General features: G+C 33.6%; 14 protein-coding genes. 6 read left to right on the top strand and 8 right to left on the bottom strand.

What is annotated here, in order from left to right:
• Window positions 1–410: 410 nt before the first annotated feature.
• Window positions 411–935: a pyridoxamine 5'-phosphate oxidase family protein gene (locus ACT3CE_RS18595; protein ID WP_444711265.1), complete on the bottom strand. Its 525-nt coding sequence runs from the start codon at window positions 933–935 to the stop codon at window positions 411–413.
• A gap of 18 nt (window positions 936–953) precedes the next feature.
• The gene (gene dnaG, locus ACT3CE_RS18590) at window positions 954–2,930 is read right to left on the bottom strand and encodes a DNA primase (protein WP_444711264.1); all 1,977 of its coding nucleotides are present in this window, start codon (window positions 2,928–2,930) and stop codon (window positions 954–956) included.
• Window positions 2,931–3,141: 211 nt separating this feature from the next.
• Between dnaG and ACT3CE_RS18585 the strand changes: the two genes are divergently transcribed.
• Both ACT3CE_RS18585 and ACT3CE_RS18580 read left to right on the top strand, forming a co-directional pair.
• Window positions 3,142–3,987, top strand: coding sequence for a hypothetical protein (locus tag ACT3CE_RS18585; RefSeq protein WP_444711263.1), 846 nt, complete (start codon window positions 3,142–3,144; stop codon window positions 3,985–3,987).
• 7 nt (window positions 3,988–3,994) lie between these two features.
• Window positions 3,995–4,690 (top strand): SIR2 family NAD-dependent protein deacylase, encoded by a 696-nt coding sequence (locus ACT3CE_RS18580; RefSeq protein ID WP_444711262.1) that lies wholly within the window; start codon window positions 3,995–3,997, stop codon window positions 4,688–4,690.
• Window positions 4,691–4,750: 60 nt separating this feature from the next.
• Here ACT3CE_RS18580 and ACT3CE_RS18575 read toward each other — a convergent pair whose 3' ends face one another.
• Both ACT3CE_RS18575 and ACT3CE_RS18570 read right to left on the bottom strand, forming a co-directional pair.
• Window positions 4,751–7,033: an inorganic phosphate transporter gene (locus tag ACT3CE_RS18575; protein ID WP_444711261.1), complete on the bottom strand. Its 2,283-nt coding sequence runs from the start codon at window positions 7,031–7,033 to the stop codon at window positions 4,751–4,753.
• 87 nt (window positions 7,034–7,120) lie between these two features.
• On the bottom strand, window positions 7,121–7,504 hold the full coding sequence (locus ACT3CE_RS18570) for a methylglyoxal synthase (protein ID WP_444711260.1): 384 nt from the start codon (window positions 7,502–7,504) through the stop codon (window positions 7,121–7,123).
• Between the two features lie 281 nt (window positions 7,505–7,785).
• Between ACT3CE_RS18570 and ACT3CE_RS18565 the strand changes: the two genes are divergently transcribed.
• A complete protein-coding gene (locus ACT3CE_RS18565) occupies window positions 7,786–8,226 on the top strand; it encodes an SPOR domain-containing protein (protein WP_444711259.1) in 441 nt (146 codons plus the stop codon).
• A 7-nt stretch (window positions 8,227–8,233) separates the two neighbouring features.
• Window positions 8,234–8,653, top strand: coding sequence for an SPOR domain-containing protein (locus ACT3CE_RS18560; RefSeq protein WP_444711258.1), 420 nt, complete (start codon window positions 8,234–8,236; stop codon window positions 8,651–8,653).
• Between the two features lie 2 nt (window positions 8,654–8,655).
• On the opposite strand, the gene ACT3CE_RS18555 is transcribed toward ACT3CE_RS18560, so the two are convergent.
• Together ACT3CE_RS18555 and rpoN are read right to left on the bottom strand one after the other, a co-directional pair.
• Window positions 8,656–9,258 carry a hypothetical protein gene (locus ACT3CE_RS18555; RefSeq protein ID WP_444711257.1) on the bottom strand — a complete coding sequence of 201 codons (603 nt, stop codon included), beginning with the start codon at window positions 9,256–9,258 and terminating at the stop codon, window positions 8,656–8,658.
• A gap of 137 nt (window positions 9,259–9,395) precedes the next feature.
• The gene (gene rpoN / locus ACT3CE_RS18550; RefSeq protein ID WP_444711256.1) at window positions 9,396–10,850 is read right to left on the bottom strand and encodes an RNA polymerase factor sigma-54; all 1,455 of its coding nucleotides are present in this window, start codon (window positions 10,848–10,850) and stop codon (window positions 9,396–9,398) included.
• A 173-nt stretch (window positions 10,851–11,023) separates the two neighbouring features.
• On the opposite strand from rpoN, the gene hemW reads away from it, so the two are divergent.
• Both hemW and ACT3CE_RS18540 read left to right on the top strand, forming a co-directional pair.
• Entirely contained in the window at window positions 11,024–12,202 is a 1,179-nt protein-coding gene (gene hemW / locus ACT3CE_RS18545; RefSeq protein ID WP_444711255.1) for a radical SAM family heme chaperone HemW, read from the top strand.
• 63 nt (window positions 12,203–12,265) lie between these two features.
• Window positions 12,266–12,658, top strand: coding sequence for a rhodanese-like domain-containing protein (locus tag ACT3CE_RS18540; RefSeq protein ID WP_444711254.1), 393 nt, complete (start codon window positions 12,266–12,268; stop codon window positions 12,656–12,658).
• A gap of 229 nt (window positions 12,659–12,887) precedes the next feature.
• Here the strand turns inward: ACT3CE_RS18540 and ACT3CE_RS18535 are convergent, their stop codons facing one another.
• Both ACT3CE_RS18535 and ACT3CE_RS18530 read right to left on the bottom strand, forming a co-directional pair.
• Window positions 12,888–14,888 carry a hypothetical protein gene (locus ACT3CE_RS18535; RefSeq protein WP_444711253.1) on the bottom strand — a complete coding sequence of 667 codons (2,001 nt, stop codon included), beginning with the start codon at window positions 14,886–14,888 and terminating at the stop codon, window positions 12,888–12,890.
• A 33-nt stretch (window positions 14,889–14,921) separates the two neighbouring features.
• Window positions 14,922–17,666: a TonB-dependent receptor domain-containing protein gene (locus ACT3CE_RS18530; protein WP_444711252.1), complete on the bottom strand. Its 2,745-nt coding sequence runs from the start codon at window positions 17,664–17,666 to the stop codon at window positions 14,922–14,924.
• Window positions 17,667–18,030 lie beyond the last annotated feature (364 nt).

Genomic DNA, 18,030 nt, shown 5'->3' with positions numbered 1-18,030 from the left:
CCATTTCTTCAAAACTATAATGCCTTACCTTTGTAAAGCGAGTGCAAAGATAAGCTTAAGTTTTACTCTTTTCCAAATGCTTTTCTAATCTTTTTTTTTGCCTTAGCTTAACTTACTGGTAACCTGATTGAAAAAATTTGAAAAAACCTATAAACATTAGTAATTACAGGATATCCAACCTCTGATAGCCCATTTATTAAAAAAATAAAATAGAAAAATTACAAATTATCATTAGCGAAGAAACTATTTTAAAAAATAATAATCCTATGATTAAGATTGCATCACAATTTCGAAATAAAAAGAGTTGTATTAAAGTGACAACAAAAGAACAACAATAATATATCACAAAAAAGCCCTCTCTTTACGAGAAGGCTTTTGCTGATATATCAATTTAGTTTTATTAATAGATACTATTGATCTCTCATTGATTTCTTTTTGTCGCGCTCGACTTGCCAAGGGAAATTATTACCATGCGGAGCTGCAAATTCTTTTGCTGTAAGCTCTTCGGGTTTTAGTCGATAGATTTCTACATTTCGCACAGCTGGTGAATTGTAGGTGAATTTTTTATCGGTATACTGCGCCATTGTAATATTTAATGCATCTACTTTTTGATCGTAATCGGTAATAAATTCAATTTTGCCACGCGCTACAACACTTTTTCCTTTCATTCGGTAACTGCAGGCAACATGTTCATTCTGAAACACCAGTTCAGAGGCAGTACAAAAGGTAATGCAAACTTCAGGGTTCGCTTTCATGCACTCAATTAATTTACCAAAATCGGCTCCATGCAAGTAAATATATTCATCGTGATACCCAAAATTCATTGGCACCACATAAGGTTTATTGTCATTGTCGATAACCCCAAGGTTGCAAATATCGCAAGAGCGAATAATTTCTTCGATTTGCTCTTTACCTTCTATAGATACAGTTTTCATTTTTAATGATATTATATATTAGAGAATTGTGCGGTTTCCCAACTCTTTGGAAATTGCATTTTTTATTTGATCGAGGACCATTTTTTGTTGCATAAGCTCCATCATTCTGTCTGAATCACCAGTTTCCTGTGCTTTTTGCATTTCCTGAAGTACCTCTTTCATTAAAATCCGTACTTTCTTTCCTTTGTACTCATTTACCAGCTTAGGAACTATTTCTTTAAGTTTCATTTCTTCAGACTCTACATAACTATCGTTTCGGGTCCAGAGTCCACTTAATTGATAAGGCTCACTTAAAATATCGGCGGCAAGCTGACTAACCTTTTCATTGGAATGATCCCGAAAAAATGTTTTTGCATTAAAATCTTTATTTTCCTGATTAGATCCAAACTGATCGAATACCAATTGATACAATGGGTTTACGGATTCGAGTTCATCTCTTTGTAATTCGGAAATAATAAAATTTCCTACTAAAGTTAATTCTTCGGAACCATCGTCCTGAGTATCGCGGAACAAAACCTCGGTACTAAAATTTAAAAGAATACGCACCAAAGCTCTTTCTTCCAAATCGCATTCATTAGCCGAGCGCAGATAAGCTGAATTCTCAGCCATTCTACCACCTTGTTCAGCTTCCTGAAAATCCGGCCTTTGTGTTTTTTTCCAGGCTTCTTCTTTTTTCTTATGAATTATTTTATTGATTTCGGTGTACAATACTCTTTCGTCCACATTCAAAATCCCACTACATTCTCTCACATAAACAGAACGAACAATGGCATCGGGAATTATTGCAATGGACCGTACAATATCGATAATCAAATTTGCACGTTTAACCGGATCATCCTGCGCATCTTTTAACAGAAGATTGGTTTTAAATACTATAAAATCGGTTTCGTGTTTCTCTATGTAATCTGTTAATTCACCCGCTCCCATTGTTCTGGAAAAAGAATCGGGATCTTCTCCCTCGGGTAAGAGCAATATTTTTGCGTTTACTTCCTGTTCCAGTACCAAATCGATACCACGCAAGGATGCTTTTATTCCGGCAGCATCGCCATCGTATATGATGGTAACATTATTGGTAAAGCGTTTAATCAGTCGAATTTGATCGGGAGTTAGTGCTGTTCCCGATGAAGCAACGACATTCTCAATTCCTGCCTGATGAAAGGACAAAACATCGGTATATCCCTCTACCAAAAAACATTTATCGTTTTGAACGATTGCTTTTTTAGCCTGAAAAATCCCGTAAAGAACTTTACTTTTATGGTATACTTCCGACTCTGGAGAATTAAGATATTTAGCAGCTTTTTTATCATTTTTCAGAATCCGCCCTCCAAAAGCTAACACTCTACCTGCAATTCCATGAATAGGAAAAATTACACGACCTCTGAATCTATCAAGTAATCGGTTTTCTTTATCAATACTCAATCCGGTTTTAACCAGATATTCCTTTTTGTATCCACTATCAATTGCATGTTTCGAGAAAGCCTCCCAGTCTTCAAGACAAAATCCCAACTGAAACTTTTTTATGATATCATCACGAAAAGCACGTTCGCGCAGGTAACTCATTCCAATAGCCATTCCCTGCTGATGCTGATGTAAGTTATGAGTAAAAGATTTTTGTGCAAAAGAATTAACGATCATCATACTTTCACGATCGTTCTTTTGTTTTTCCTGTTCGGGAGATAATTCTTTCTCTATAACATCGATATGGTATTTTTTGGCAAGATATTTTAAAGCTCCAACATAATCGAGATGTTCGTGCTCCATTATAAAATTAACGGAATTTCCACCTTTGCCACACCCAAAGCATTTGTAAATTCCTTTGGCCGGAGAAACTGTAAACGATGGAGTTTTCTCGTTGTGAAAAGGACACAAGCCTAAATAATTTACTCCACGCCTTTTAAGAGTTACAAAGTCAGAAACAACTTCGCTTATTTCTGCTGCATCGAAAATTCGTGTTACTGTAGCCTGATCAATCATATCAACAAAAATAGAAAACAAGATCGAGAAAAATTCAAAGAATAGAAGATTTAAATTTTCAACTTTTCAACAATTCACAAAAAACAGAAAATAATGTACTGCACACAATAGAATATGTGTAAATAAGGTTTATAGTATAAATTTGAATTACATAATTAAATAAGTAATTTTATTTTTATGTTCTTGTTGTAAGACAAACAATTAATATTAATCCTAAAAACACCAGATACAAATGTACAAAACAGGAATATTGATCTTACTGATTATTCTCGGATTTAATGTTTTTTCGCAAGAATCGCTTCCTACAAAATCGGATTATAGTAGAGTTTACAAAACAAAAACTTTAGTCGTATTAGAAAATTCTCCTTTTTCGGATTACAACGATAAAATTAAAAATGCTGTAAAACAAAATTGGACACTTTCTGAATTCGATTTTATATCGAACGAAGAGTTTAAACAAAAAAAACCAAACTCGAATTACTCATTTTTAGTTACCAGTACAGTTACTTTTAATAAGGATAAAACAAATGCAGAATATAAATTCCTAAGTCTGCTACTTGGAGGAACAGCTAAAGACATAACTAATATGACTGATCTATGTTCAGTTCCTATGTCTTATTTAAATGCTGATGAATCTGATTATTTATATAAATTGGAATCTATTGTTCGTTTTATTCAAAACCATGTATCGCTGGTGACAAAAAATCCGACTATTATTTCTGATAATGTTTTAAAGTATTACAATAAAAATACGGCCCAAATAAAAAATAAAACACTCTATATTACTCAGGAAGATTTACCACCAAACACAAAATCGATGTCTAAAATTAAAAAATTATATTCTGGAAGAGTTAAAATTGTGAGTATCGAAGAAATAGAACAAGCTATAAATCAACAAAATAAGAATGTAGTTTTTCTTCACAAAGTGGGTCCTGGAAAAACTGCGCATAAGGCCAGATGTTTTAAAATTATTATTGGTGCCGACGATGCAAAAATTTATTATTTTGACTATCACATGGTGAAAAAGAAGCAAACCGATAGTTTTTTAGTAAGAGATTTTAAGAAGCTATTAAATTAAGAGTAATATGAAAAAATTAGTTGTATTAAGTGGGGCAGGTATTAGTGCCGAAAGTGGGATAAAAACTTTTCGTGATATGGGAGGCTTATGGAACAAGTACGATGTTATGGAAGTTGCAAGTCCTGAAGCCTGGGCAAAAAATCCTAATTTGGTACATCAGTTTTATAACGAACGGCGCAGGCAACTATTTAAATGTAAACCTAATAGTGCTCATGATCATATTTATGATTTAGAAAAATATTTCGATGTTGATATTGTAACCCAAAATGTTGATGATTTACATGAACGAGCTGGGAGTTCAAAGGTACTGCATTTACATGGGGAATTAAAAAAAGCCAGAAGTAGTGTTGACTCGAATCTGGTTTATGATTTAAATAAATGGGAATTAAGTTTAAACGATAAATGCGAGAAAGGCTCTCCTCTTCGTCCGCATATTGTTTGGTTCGGAGAAAATGTTCCGACAATATCTGAAGCAGCCAAAATTGTAAAACAAGCAGATCTATTCCTTATAATAGGCACCTCAATGAATGTATATCCTGCTGCTGGCTTAATCGACTTTGTAGCCGATAATGTACCAATATATGTTATCGATCCTAATCAACCACTTCTAAAGTCGGACAGAGATATTACTTTTATTAAAGAAAAAGCCTGTGCCGGAATGAGCAAACTATATGATATTTTACATCTAAGCAGCAAAAAATAAAGCCGGAATCATAAAAATTCCGGCTTCATTATTATATCTATAATATTAAATTTAAGAAATTTAATCCTCCAACTCATCTTCATCATTACCATCTGATCCGGTAAAATCGCGCGACGCTTTTAACAGATTACCAGCATGTAAAGTTAAATTTTTAGTTTCGTTTAGTAAACCTAAATAAAGAACCGAATTTCGGGTTCCAACTTTTTCTGCTTTAATTCTTTTAATTTGCTCTTTTCTAAATTTTCGAATAGATGTTAACAGAGTTTTTTGCTTTGCAAAAGCTTTCTCAATTTCGGCAATGTCATAATTATTATCTTTTAATAAACGGTTAATGGTTCTAAAAAAATCATCCAGTTTAGTCTGAATAGTATTTAATTCATTAACCTGTTCCTTAATTAATGTTTTATGATTGTTATCGACATAATCGAAAGCCGGACCTGCAATATAACTAATTGAGTGTGCCATTTCGCGAAGATAATCGACCAGCTGAACGTAGAAAGGACCAGTTGATACGCTATCATCAGCAAGTTTCTTCATCATTACAGGAATCTGATCTTTAATCGATTTTGCTTCATGATCGAGTTTTTCAATTTTCTTATTGCATTCTTTTAATTTCGCCCGCTCTTCGAAAGCTAAGCCATTAATAATCTTGCTATATAAATTTGGAATTTTAGCTGTAATTCCTAAGACTGCAAAAGTCAATTGTTCGGTAACTCCGCCTTTTATAATAATTGTATCATCTTCTTCTGTGATATCCTCTTTTTGCTTCGATTTAGACTTTCTTTTATGGAAGATATGAGAACGTACAACAAAAACAACAGCTATAGTAAGCAAACCAAAAATTGCAAATCCACCCAACCAATTAATTAAGTTGGCAAATATAAATGCCGCTGTAAATGCAATAAAAGCAGTAAAAAACCAACCTCCAATTACTGTAATTACACCAGTTATACGATAAACGGCCGAATCTCTACCCCAGGCTCTATCGGACAAAGAAGTACCCATTGCAACCATAAAAGTTACATAAGTAGTTGAAAGTGGCAATTTAAGGGATGTTCCAATAGCAATTAAGATACTGGCAACGGTAAGATTAACCGAAGCACGAATCATATCGAATGCTGGCATATCTTTGGCTTCAATTCCTTTTAAAGGTTCTGGTTTATCGAATCGCTTTTGAATACCACCATGAATTACTGCAGGCATAATTCTTTTAAAATTACTATTGGCAGATAAAGAACGTCGCACCAGTAATCGAGCAAAGAATGAAGACCCAAATTTCTCATCTCCTTCGTTCTGACTACTTAATCCAATTTCTGTTTCGGTAACCGTTCTTGCTTTTTTAGATAACCAAAGGGTAACAGTCATTATAATACCAGCAATAATTAACAAATAGGTTTCGGTTTGTACCTTACCTGCCAAAATACCCATAGTCATGCCATAAGGATCGGTTCCCGGATTGGCTACAAATGCCTGAAAAGACTTGAAACCAGCTAAAGGAACCCCAATAAAGTTTACAAGGTCGTTACCAGCAAAGGCCATTGCTAAAGCAAAAGTCCCAACCAATACAATTACTTTAAGGATATTTAAACGTACAATCCAAACCAATAATTGTAGAATCACAGTCCAAACAATAAAACAAACTGCAATAATTAAAAAAGTATTGGCTTTAATCCATGCTAAAGTGTCTTTAGTTATAAACGAAGATCCCTTTGCTCCTTTAATTAAAATAAAGTAAGTAATTGCTGTAATTGCCAAACCACCAAAAATGGCTCCAAAATACGTAAAGGTTTTTTCGTAACGATAGGTAAAAATAAGACGTGTTACCCATTGAACAATAGCACCCGAAAGAAATGCAATAACAACACTAAGCAGAATACCCGTTATAATTGCCAGAGCTTTCGCAGAATTAATGTAATTCCCCAAATCGAGCAATGTCTCATCGGAAGAATTCATAATTTTTACAACCGCAACAGCCACGGCAGCACCAAGCAACTCGAATACTATCGATACAGTTGTAGAAGTTGGTAAACCAACGGTATTGTAGAAATCTAACAGAATAATATCTGTTAACATTACCGCGATAAAGATGATCATGATCTCCGCAAAGTAAAATTGATCGGGGTGAAAAATTCCTTTACGCGCAACTTCCATCATTCCACTCGAAAAAGTTGCTCCAACTAAAATTCCAAGACTGGCTATTATCATGATTGCCCAACGGGGAGCCGCCTTGGAGCCAAAAGCAGAGTTTAGGAAGTTTACGGCGTCGTTACTAACGCCAACAATAAGATCACTTATGGCTAGTGCAAATAACACTACCACAATTAGTAAGTAAAAGTTCTCCATGTCATTAAGTTCGTAAATTCAGAGCAAACATACTAAGACATGGAGAAGAAAATGTTTCCTATTTATTATGTTTGTGTTAACTCTATGTTAACTTTTCTCTTGTTCGTTCTTATTTAATTTAACTAAAAAATCTGCTGTTGCTATATTTAAAGCCATAGGAACATCATTAATTACACAGGTTCTAATTAAAGTTTGAATATCGTGTTCGTGACCATGGGGTGTTTCTGCATCTATTAAAAATATTACTTCATCTACTTTTCCTTCTAATATTTGTGCAGCAAGTAAAATATCGCCACCATTAGGTCCATGACCAAAAGGTGCCACCTCTAAATCTAATACCGAATTTAATAATTCTGAAGTATTTGAAGTACCAATAAGCTTGTGTTTTTTAAGTTCATCTAAATGTCTTTTTACCCATGCTAACATTACACTTTTCTTTTCATTATGAGCAACTAAGGCAATTGTCTTCATTCTGTAATTAATTTAATCAGTTAATAATATATAATTTGATGTTAATTTTCTTCATCGAATCATCGGATACCTTCTATTTGTCAAAAAAATAATACATTATTTAGAATAAAATGATTCTTTTATGTTATAATTTACTACTTTTCTGACTAGAATTGAAAGCTCAGTTAAATGATTCCGTACAGTCTATTACTACTTATCTAATTGTACAACAAATAAACAAAGTATTCTTCAATTCAGTTATAAAATCGTAAATTTGTTAATATTATATTAATGTATCAGCTATGAACAATATTTCTAAGATTCTTCTTCTGTGTGCCCTTATTATTTCTGTAGGACTAAGTTCGTGCAAGGACAGCAGTAAAACTAATGCAAAAAATCCCGAAAACAAGGAAATTAAAAAGCCTTCGATAAAAACTAAATCTGCAGTAAAAAAGAAAGCAGAAGCAAAACCTGTAGCCAGGAAAAAAACAAAACCTGTAGTAAAAAAGCTTCCTAATAAATATTTTTTAATTGTTGCTAGCTTTGAAAATAGATCGAATGCTGTAAGACTTCAACAAAAATTAACAAGCGAAGGTTTTAAATCTGAGATGCATAAAGCTCCTAATGGATTCACCAGAGTTTCATACAAAGGTTTTTCTGACAGAAAATTAGCTTTTAGCGAATTAAAAGATGTGCGTGCTACAGAAAAACACAAAGATACTTGGCTTTATATCAAACGATAATTAAGGTATGGCAAGATTTAGTTTTTTACTTATTCCAGTTTTATTATTACTAGTTTCATGTAATGATAAAAAATCAGTAACTACTGTAAACAAAAAGAATATAGTTGAACAAACCGTAAAAAGACAGGTTCCTAAGTTGGCGCCTTCTGCTGTAAGTTCAAAATCTGTTTTAACTGATGTTCAAATTGCTAAAAACAGAGATACTTTTAATTATCATATCGTAGCTGCCAGTTACACTAATAAAAAGCAAGCTACTGCCTTTAAAAGTAGACTATATCAGAAAGGATATCCTTCTATTGTTTTGGAAAAAAACGGAAAATATCGTGTTATACTACAATCGTTTAACACTAAAAAATCGGCATTAAAAGAACTATACCGATTACGAAAACTAAATAAGAAACCTGATTTATGGCTACTTAAACAATAGAGCTAAAGCAGCATTAAGCTGGAAAATACAATTAGAAAACCTAATATAAAGCCTGCATATACCTGAAAAGGAGTGTGCAGGTTTAATTTTAAACGCGAATAAGCAAGAAGTCCAGCCATTACAATTCCAACAATAAAGAATATTCGTAAGGAGCTAGATAGTAAAACACTAATTCCTATAATCATTCCCACAAAGCCACCTATTCCGGTCATGTGAATACTCACTTTCCATTTAGTTGATATAAGTGCTATCATGGCAATTGAAATTATTGCTGCTAATTGAAGATGAGCTACTATTCTTGTGATTGGAAACTTCATTAGTAAATAAAATCCCAAAGCATAAAAAACTATTGTTAACACCAAAGGCACAAATCTCTCTTTTCTTTTTTCTAATCCATAATCAGATACTAAATTTTGAGATTTAAGCATTGGCAAAATGCTTACTGGTAATAATACTGTTGAAATACCAACAATTATATAGATTACCCGAATTAACTGCGGAGGAGTAAAATCCAGATAAGTACCCGAATGAAACACTACAAAGATTGAATAAAGAGGCATTAACATTGGGTGAGCCACTCCTGAAATTATTCTTGAAAAATTCATTTTTAGATTCTGGTATTGAATTGTTAGTATCAAAACTTTTTGCAAAAAAGAAAGCGCAAAGATAAACTTCTTTGCAGCTTTAAATACCAATTAGACTATAATTATACTTTTTACTTAAAACTTTCACCATAATTAACTTACAGTTCTTTTCTTAATCGAGCAACAGGAATATTCAACTGTTCGCGATATTTAGCAACTGTTCTTCTGGCAATTTGATACGATTTTTCTTTTAAAATTGCAGCCAGTTTATCGTCGGTTAATGGTTTTTTCTTGTCTTCGTTATCGACACATTCTTGCAGTATTTTTTTTATTTCCCGAGTCGAAACCTCTTCACCGGTATCAGTTTGCATACCTTCAGAGAAAAAATATTTAAGCGAAAAAATACCAAAATGGGTTTGTATGTATTTTGAATTGGAAACTCGGGAAATAGTAGAAATATCTAAACCGGTAATATCTGCAATATCTTTCAGAATCATTGGCTTAAGTTTCTTTTCATCGCCTTCCATAAAATAAGCGCGCTGAAAATCGATAATGGCATTCATGGTAACAAGTAAAGTATTTTGCCTTTGCTTAATTGCATCGATAAACCATTTTGCCGAATCTAATTTCTGCTTCACAAACATGACGGCATCTTTCTTTTCTTTCGACTGATTTTTTTTGTTACCAGAATAGTCCTGCAACATTTCAGAATAAGTTCTACTAACATGAAGCTCTGGAACATTTCGAGCATTTAAGCTCAAGCGCAGGTCACCATCTTCTTCTTCGAGAATAAAATCGGGAATAATAGTGGGAGAGGCTTTAATCATTGGGTTGTTAAAAGCCGATCCTGGCTTAGGATTTAGTTTTAATATCTCATCAATTGCACATTTAAAATCTTCATCGTTCGCATTTACGCGCTTTTTAATTTTATCGTAATGCTTTTTTGTAAATTCTTCAAAATGCTTTTTCAGGATTAGCTTGGCCAACTTCACATCCGGATTATGCTTTCCTTTTCTTTGAATCTGTAACAATAAACATTCCTGTAAATCGCGAGCACCAACGCCTGCCGGATCAAAATCCTGAATTACTCTTAACAAATCAACCAATTCCTCGAAAGATGTTTCTACTCCAGTCGAAAAAGCCAAATCATCAACAATATTATCAATATCTCTTCTTAAATAACCATCTTCGTCGATATTACCAATTAAATATTCGGTTAAAGCAGCTTTCTCGGGTGTTAAAATTCTAAGTCCTAGTTGAGAAATTAAAAGTTCATGGAATGTAGTTCCTCCCGAAAAAGGAATCTCCTCATGCTTATCATCTTTAGAATAATTTTGAGCAGATAATTTATAGGAAGGAGTATCTTCATCATTCATATAATCTTCTAAAGTAAACTCGTCTCTATCTGCATCATTTTCTGCAGCATCTTCTGTTTGAGCACTTTCCTGATATTCTTCTTCCTTACCTCCTTCTTCCAAAACAGGATTTTCTTCCAACTCCTTTTTTATACGTTCCTCTAATTGTAAAGTAGGGAGTTCCAACAACTTTATCACCTGAATTTGCTGAGGCGATAATTTTTGCAATAATTTCTGCTGTAAACTTTGCTTTAACATACTAAATCTATCCTTTTTTAATGATGAAGCAAGGTACGCAAACTCTTGTGAACATACAAGAAGTGCTATTCAAACCCGCCTGACAAAAATTATTCCTTTTTAATTTTGAGGAATACTTTACCAATAAAAAAACTGTTTATCATCTAAAAAATCACTACAATAAGCAATGATATATGGAAAATAAAAGAAATGCTTTTACCTTGCAAAAAAAAGTTATGTCTGGAGTTTATTTTCATATACCATTTTGCAAACAGCTTTGTCATTATTGTGCTTTTCATAAAAGCATTTCCTTACATGCTAAAAATGATATGCTTGAATGTTTCAAGAAAGAGCTGGAACTAAAAAAAAACTATCTCTCTGAAGATCATTTATCCAGTATTTATTTTGGTGGTGGAACGCCTTCTGTTTATCAACCTGATAAAATACAGGAATTAATTAATGAAGTGCAAAAATACTGGAAAATAGATTCTAACGCTGAAATAACTCTCGAAGCCAACCCCGATGATTTATCAGTAAAATACCTTAAACAGCTATCTGAAACTTCGGTTAATCGCTTAAGTGTTGGAATCCAATCTTTTCACGATGAAGATTTGATTTTAATGAACCGCCGACACACTGGAAAACAAGCCTACGAAGCAATTAAAAGAGCACAATATTATGGTTTCGATAATATTTCGGTAGATCAGATTTACGGTGTACCCGGATTAACAATGAAAAAATGGAAGGAAAATCTGAATTTGGTTTACAAATTAAATATTCAACATATTTCATCCTATCATTTAATGTACGATCCTAATACTGTTTTTGCAAAAAAACTGGAAAAAGGTCAGTTAACAGAAATGGACGAAGAAGAAAGTTATGAGCAGTACAAGTATTTAGTTGATTCGGCCCGAAAAAATGGCTTTAAACACTACGAAATTTCTAATTTTTGTAAAGAAAATTATATTTCCCGACACAATTCGAGCTACTGGCAACAAAAAGAATACTTAGGAATTGGTCCCTCGGCTCACTCTTACAATTTTAAAGAACGAGAGTGGAATATTGCACACAATCATAAATACATGAAAGCCATAAAAGAGGGCAAGAGTTTTTCTGAAAAAGAAGAACTGAATATTTACGATAGATTTAACGACTTAATATTAACTTCGCTTCGCACTTATTGGGGCTTAAACCTAACTAGTGTAAAAGAACAATTCGGCGAAAAACTGTACTTGCATTGTTTATCGAAGGCTGAAAAATATATTCAATCTAATCATATTCGCAAAGAAAATTCTTCTCTAATATTAAGCGATAAGGGTGTATTTGTATCAAACGATATTATGTCTGATTTTTTTTATGTAGAAGATGAATAAAGGCTGTTTTCGGAATACAATAGCACATAAGCTATCACGTTTACTCTGTATAATTTGATTACTATGAAATTTTTAAAATACTTTTTACTGCTGTTTATCTTATTCACATCAACAAATTTGTTGTATTCACAAGAGAATAGTGTGCAAATAATAAGTCCTAAAAAATTTAGTAAAATTGCAGAAACAAATCCACGGGCTGTTGTAATTGATGTTAGAACCAGGAAAGCCTACAAAAAAGGACATATTATTTATGCTGTACTAGCCGAAAAATCGGAAAATTTATACCATATTATCGATACCACAGGAACAGAAATGATTTATTTGCTCTACTGCAAAGATGGCAACAGAAGTGTTGATGCCGGTAAAATGCTGTTTAAAAAATATCAGATTACATCTTACTCACTGCAAGGAGGTTTGGATTACTGGAAAGAGCTAAAAATGAAAGTTGTGAAATAGGCTTGTAATTTTGTACAAGGCCTTTACGTGTTACACAAATCGCTGCGGATTTTCATCCGAGCTGGTTTCAGATTACAAAATGTGCGTGTATTTTCGTCCGAATCCCCTATTGGTAAGCCAGAATATCAGTAAAAAGAGGCAATCACACCATAACTTGTAGTTAAATATCAATACTAATAAAAGCAGACCCGAAACGAGCCTGCTTTTCCTATGTTATTTTTGAATTTTATTATAAACCTGCTTCTATCCAAGACCAAGTTGAGATATCAACTTTATCAGCATCTTTACCTGCATTTAAAGTGTATTTTCTTAAAGTTTCACCATCAACTAAACTTACATCAGGATTTCCTCCGTCAATTTGAACATTGTTTACATATTCGTTAGCTGTAGTTTCATCTTTCATATCTAAATCTACATCGTAACCTTCGAGGTACAAGCTTGTGATTGAACCACCAGAAGTTTTCTTAAACTGAAGAGCAGTACCACCTACAGTAGATATTGCAGTAATATTTTCGAATTGAGGGTTGTTGTTTACTTTATCACCTTCGAATACAGTTGAGAAACCTTCAATAGTGTGAGAGATATAAGCGTTAGTTACTTTACCGCTCCATCCTTCAGTCCAATCTACAGAATCATCTTCGTTGTTTTCCAAGTAAAGCTTGCTAGCAGAAACAGTTCCACCGAAGAATTCGATACCATCATCAGAGCCATTGATTACAGCTATATTTTCGATAGTAGTTGCAGAACCTACAGCATATAGAGAAACTCCATTGTATTGTGATTCAGAGTTGATTTGAGCTCCTGTACCTTTTATTACGAGGTAGGATATAGAACCTGAGTTATCATCATCAGTTGTACCCCCATAAATGAAACCACCAACTTCAGCTTCAGCATCAACACCAGCAGAAGTTGTTGCTTTACCACAAATTGTTAATCCACCCCAATCGCCTGGCTGAGCAAGGTCGGAAGCAATTACAACTGGCTTATCAGAAGTACCTTCGATAGTAATTTTACCACCCATTAAAACAGCGATGTAAACATCAGTACCACCTGCATCAGCGTGAATTTTAGTACCAGCTGGAATTGTTAAAGTAGCACCATCCTGAACGATGTAAGAAGAAGTTAAACGGTATGATTTAGAAGCATCAAGAGTTACATCAGAATCCACATTACCTGATAATGTTTCAACTTCTGCCAATTCAGCGTTTACCCAGGTCCATGCAGATGGATCAACCGTAGCAGCAGTATTGTACGAATTAGCTGGTTCTGCATCTACACCTTCAATTTTCACATTTGTTAATGCACCACCATCTTTCATGTCGATACTTGTAGCATAACCGCTTAATGATAAACCTGTGATTGTAGCACCTGATTCTTTTTTGAATTGAAGCGCAGTACCACCTGTAGTAGAAACAGCAGTTAAATTTATGATTTTAGGATTGTTATTTACTTTATCACCTTCTACAACAGTTGAGAAATCATCAATTGTGTGCTCAACATACGCATTTGTAATTGTACCATTCCAACCTTCAGTCCAGTCGATTGCATCATCTTCGTTGTTTTGCAAAAACAAGTTACTTACCGAAACAGTTCCACCAAAGAACTCAACACCATCATCAGAACCATTGATAACAGCTACGTTTTCAACAAGAGTTCCTGAACCTACAGCGTAGAAAGAAACACCGTTGTACTGAGACTCAGAATTAATCTGTGCACCAGTTCCTGTAATAACAAGATTTTTAATTACACCAGAGTTATCAGCATCATTAGAACCACCATAAATAAATCCACCTACTTCAGCTTCAGAACCAGCACCTGCTGTGGTTGTAGCTTGTCCGCAAATTGTTAATCCACCCCAATCGCCTGGCATACCATTAGCAGAAGACATAACAACAGGACTGGAAGTAGTACCATTAATATTAATTTTACCACCCATTAAAACTGCTATATAAACATCAGTTCCACCATTATCTGCAATAATATTAGTACCAGCAGGAATTGTTAATGTCAATCCTTCAGGTACTATAAAAGAACCTGTTAACTCATAAGAAGTAGAAGAATCAAGCGTATAATCTTCAGTTAGTTCACCCTTCATTTCGCCAATCTCTAAAAGCTGAATTACTTCTTTAACTACTATCGGTTCCGGATCATCATCATCATCAGAACAACTTGATAAAAATGGCATTACTAAGATTGCCAGACCTAAGATTTTAATAGTTAATTTTTTCATTTTAATTTAATTTTTGGAATATAAAATAGTTATTTAGTTTAAGTTGATTTTTACTCCTAAGCTCAAGGCAATGCCTTTTTTATATGAGCTTACAACTTCGTTTGAAGCCTCACCCGAAAGAGGTTTTATTTCCTGTGTTTGTTCGATATCAGGGTTCAATAAATTCTTACCGGAAAATTTCAGAGAAATACGGTTGGATAGTTTTTTGCTAAGAACCAAGTCTAGTGTTACAAAACCTTTTTCAACTATCTCGTTATTGAAAAGTGTTGCCGAGTTGGCAAAATCTTCAGGAGCACCCAGTGCAAATATTTTGTCTGATGAGTAATTCCCTGTTAATGTTGCCATGAACTCTTTTTCTTTGTTATTTGAGAAGCTAAGTGTACCATTCACAATAAAATCCGAAGCTCCTTGTAAATCTGTTTCAGTTTTACTGTTGTATTGATATTCCACGAATAAATCCTGGTTAAACCACATTTTAGTAGCATTCAGAACCATATTTAATTCTGGCATTTCAGTAGTTTCTGCCTTTATTAAAGCAAATCTTGTTTCAAACTCTAATCCGTAAACATCAGCTTTATCACCGGTATTTTCGTAGATAAAATTTCCTGATGAACCTCTTGTTTGAGCAAGATTGATAGGATCGTTAATCATTTTATAGAAAGCTGAAACCGAAATCAATTGTTTAGCAGTTGGGAACATTTCCCATTTTAAATCGAAATTGTAGTTTTCTGAGTTTTTAAGATCAGGATTACCTTTTGTTACACGACCAGTAGGCGATACATACTCAAAAGGCGCCAACTCTTTAAACTCAGGCAATGTAATTGTTTTACTTGCTGCCAATCGCAATGCCGACTTATCTGTCAACTGATACTTTAGGTTTAAAGAAGGAAGTACATTGTTATAGTCGTTTGAAAGACTACCAATTCTACCAACATAGTTAGCCACATCCCAATCAATTTCCATTTCATCTTTTTCGTAACGAACACCAACAGTACCCGATAATTTATCGATTTGGAAACCTGCGTTTAGGTAACCAGCAAATACATCTAATGTGGCATTGTAGGTATCCTCACTTCTTTCTCTGATAATTAAACTGTTGTTTGAATAAAGACTGTTATTCAATAAAGCTTCATCAAGATTATCGATAGAAGCAAGCTGAACACCTTTGGCTCTTACTCCAATAAAAAGAGAACTAAAATCTCTTTCTTTCATTCTAAAATTAGCTCCGAAATTCAATTTGAATTTTTTATCATCCTGATCAAGTATTTTAAACTCATCTTTTAGATATCCATTCAATTCTGTGTCTTCAATATTTTGATTTGATTTTCTTTGCTGAAAGTCACCAACATGAGCAAATTGAACTGTATTTTCGTCAAGAATATTTACCTCGTTTCGAATTCGGTTTGGCTCTTCAGCTTTTATCTGATTGTAAGCAAGCGCCCAGTTAACTGTATTTTTTTCGTTTATTTTGTGCGAACCTAAAAGCTGATTAATAAACAAATTGGTTTCTTTTAAGTTCTGATCTCTAACAAAAGCACCATCTTCTTGTGGATCCTGATCGAAAACATATCCTTCACCATTTCTTCCTTGTTCATACAATTCATCAGAAGTTTTATGAACCCAAACCGTGTTAAAGTTAATGTTGTTATCTGCATTAAAATCGTAGGTAAGATTTAATAATCCAGTAGTGTTAATTTTAGTTTCGAACAATTCAATATCATTAAATGAGTTATCAAGAATATTGGAACGATATTTTTTATAAATACCATCCTGATATTCCGATTCATTCTTGTGGGAAAGAGTTGCAAAAACTGATAAATCTTTATCTAATAACTTAAATTTTTTACCTGCTAAAACCGAAAAATCATAAGCTATCGGAAAATCTCTTTTTGCAGTGTTCCAACTCTGATTGTTAACGGCATCAACAGTATTGTAAGGTAAGTCGTAAAAACCGAAACTAACATCATTGTAGTTTTGAGTGGTTCTAAAATCATCGAAAACCCCACTTTGCAATACATTTGTATTTGCTTTGGTACTTAAAGCAATTGTAATTTTTTCACTTATTGTTTTCGATACAATATCAACATTACCCGATACTTGGTCGGCATATCCTTCAGGCGTATAAGTTTTGTTAATTCCTATGTTTTTAATAATATCGGTACCAAATAAATTCAGATCGATATTCTTTTTGTCAACATCATCAGACGGAACAGGTAAGCCATTCATGGTTGTTGAAAGATATCTGTCGCCCAAACCTCTAACATAAATATCGCCTGATCCCTCGTTTTTAGTTACACCAGAAATTTTTGATGCTGCAGCAGCTGCATCCGATACTCCTTGCAATGCCAATTCCTGTGCCCCAATTGATTGTTTAATTCCTACTGATTTTTTCTGATCAATTAATAATACAACCTCCGATTCCCGATTTGCTTTCGCTACTACTTTCACGTCCTCAAGTGCTACAGTCGATTCTCCCATTACAAAATTTACAACTGCTACATTTCTCTCTCCAACACTTACATTTTCTTTTGCAGATGTTTCATAAGAAATAAAAGAACACTTTACAGTTACCGTTCCTTCGGGTACATTAGATAATGTATAATTGCCATCAAAATCGGTTACAGTTCCTAAGGTAGTTCCATCAACAAAAACCGAAGCTCCAATTAATGCTTCGCCGGTTTTTCCATCCTTCACATTACCAGTAATGCTTCCCTTCTGTGCATACAAACCAAATGAGGAAAGAGTGAGTAATAAAACTAATAATACTTGCTTTGTCATTTTTCAATTAATAAGTCAATACAATATTTACTTTCGAATCACGATGCGATATTAGGGATGATATATGAGTAAAACGATAATTGGACTTTAACAAAAAATTATCAAAACAACCCCTTTGTGTTAAGAATTGGTTAAGTATAAAATTCAATGTAAAGCAAAGGTAAAAGCAGTGTTAAAAAAGGAAGTTGCTTTCGAAGATTAAGCATCTGTAAGGCCCGAATAAAAAGAAAAATAAATGTAAATTACTATTTTATTGCATTGATGTTACGATTAAATTACAAATATCTTTTCTTGGAAATTCTCAAAAAAAAACTTGGATTTTGCATCAGATTTTGATGAAAAAATGCAGTTTGAAATTTCATTT

It is taken from the genome of Marinifilum sp. RC60d5, from assembly GCF_052400665.1.
GTDB lineage: Bacteria > Bacteroidota > Bacteroidia > Bacteroidales > Marinifilaceae > JBQTGK01.
Note: the sequence above shows the minus strand (reverse complement) of the source record. Positions and strands in the feature narration are given on the sequence as shown.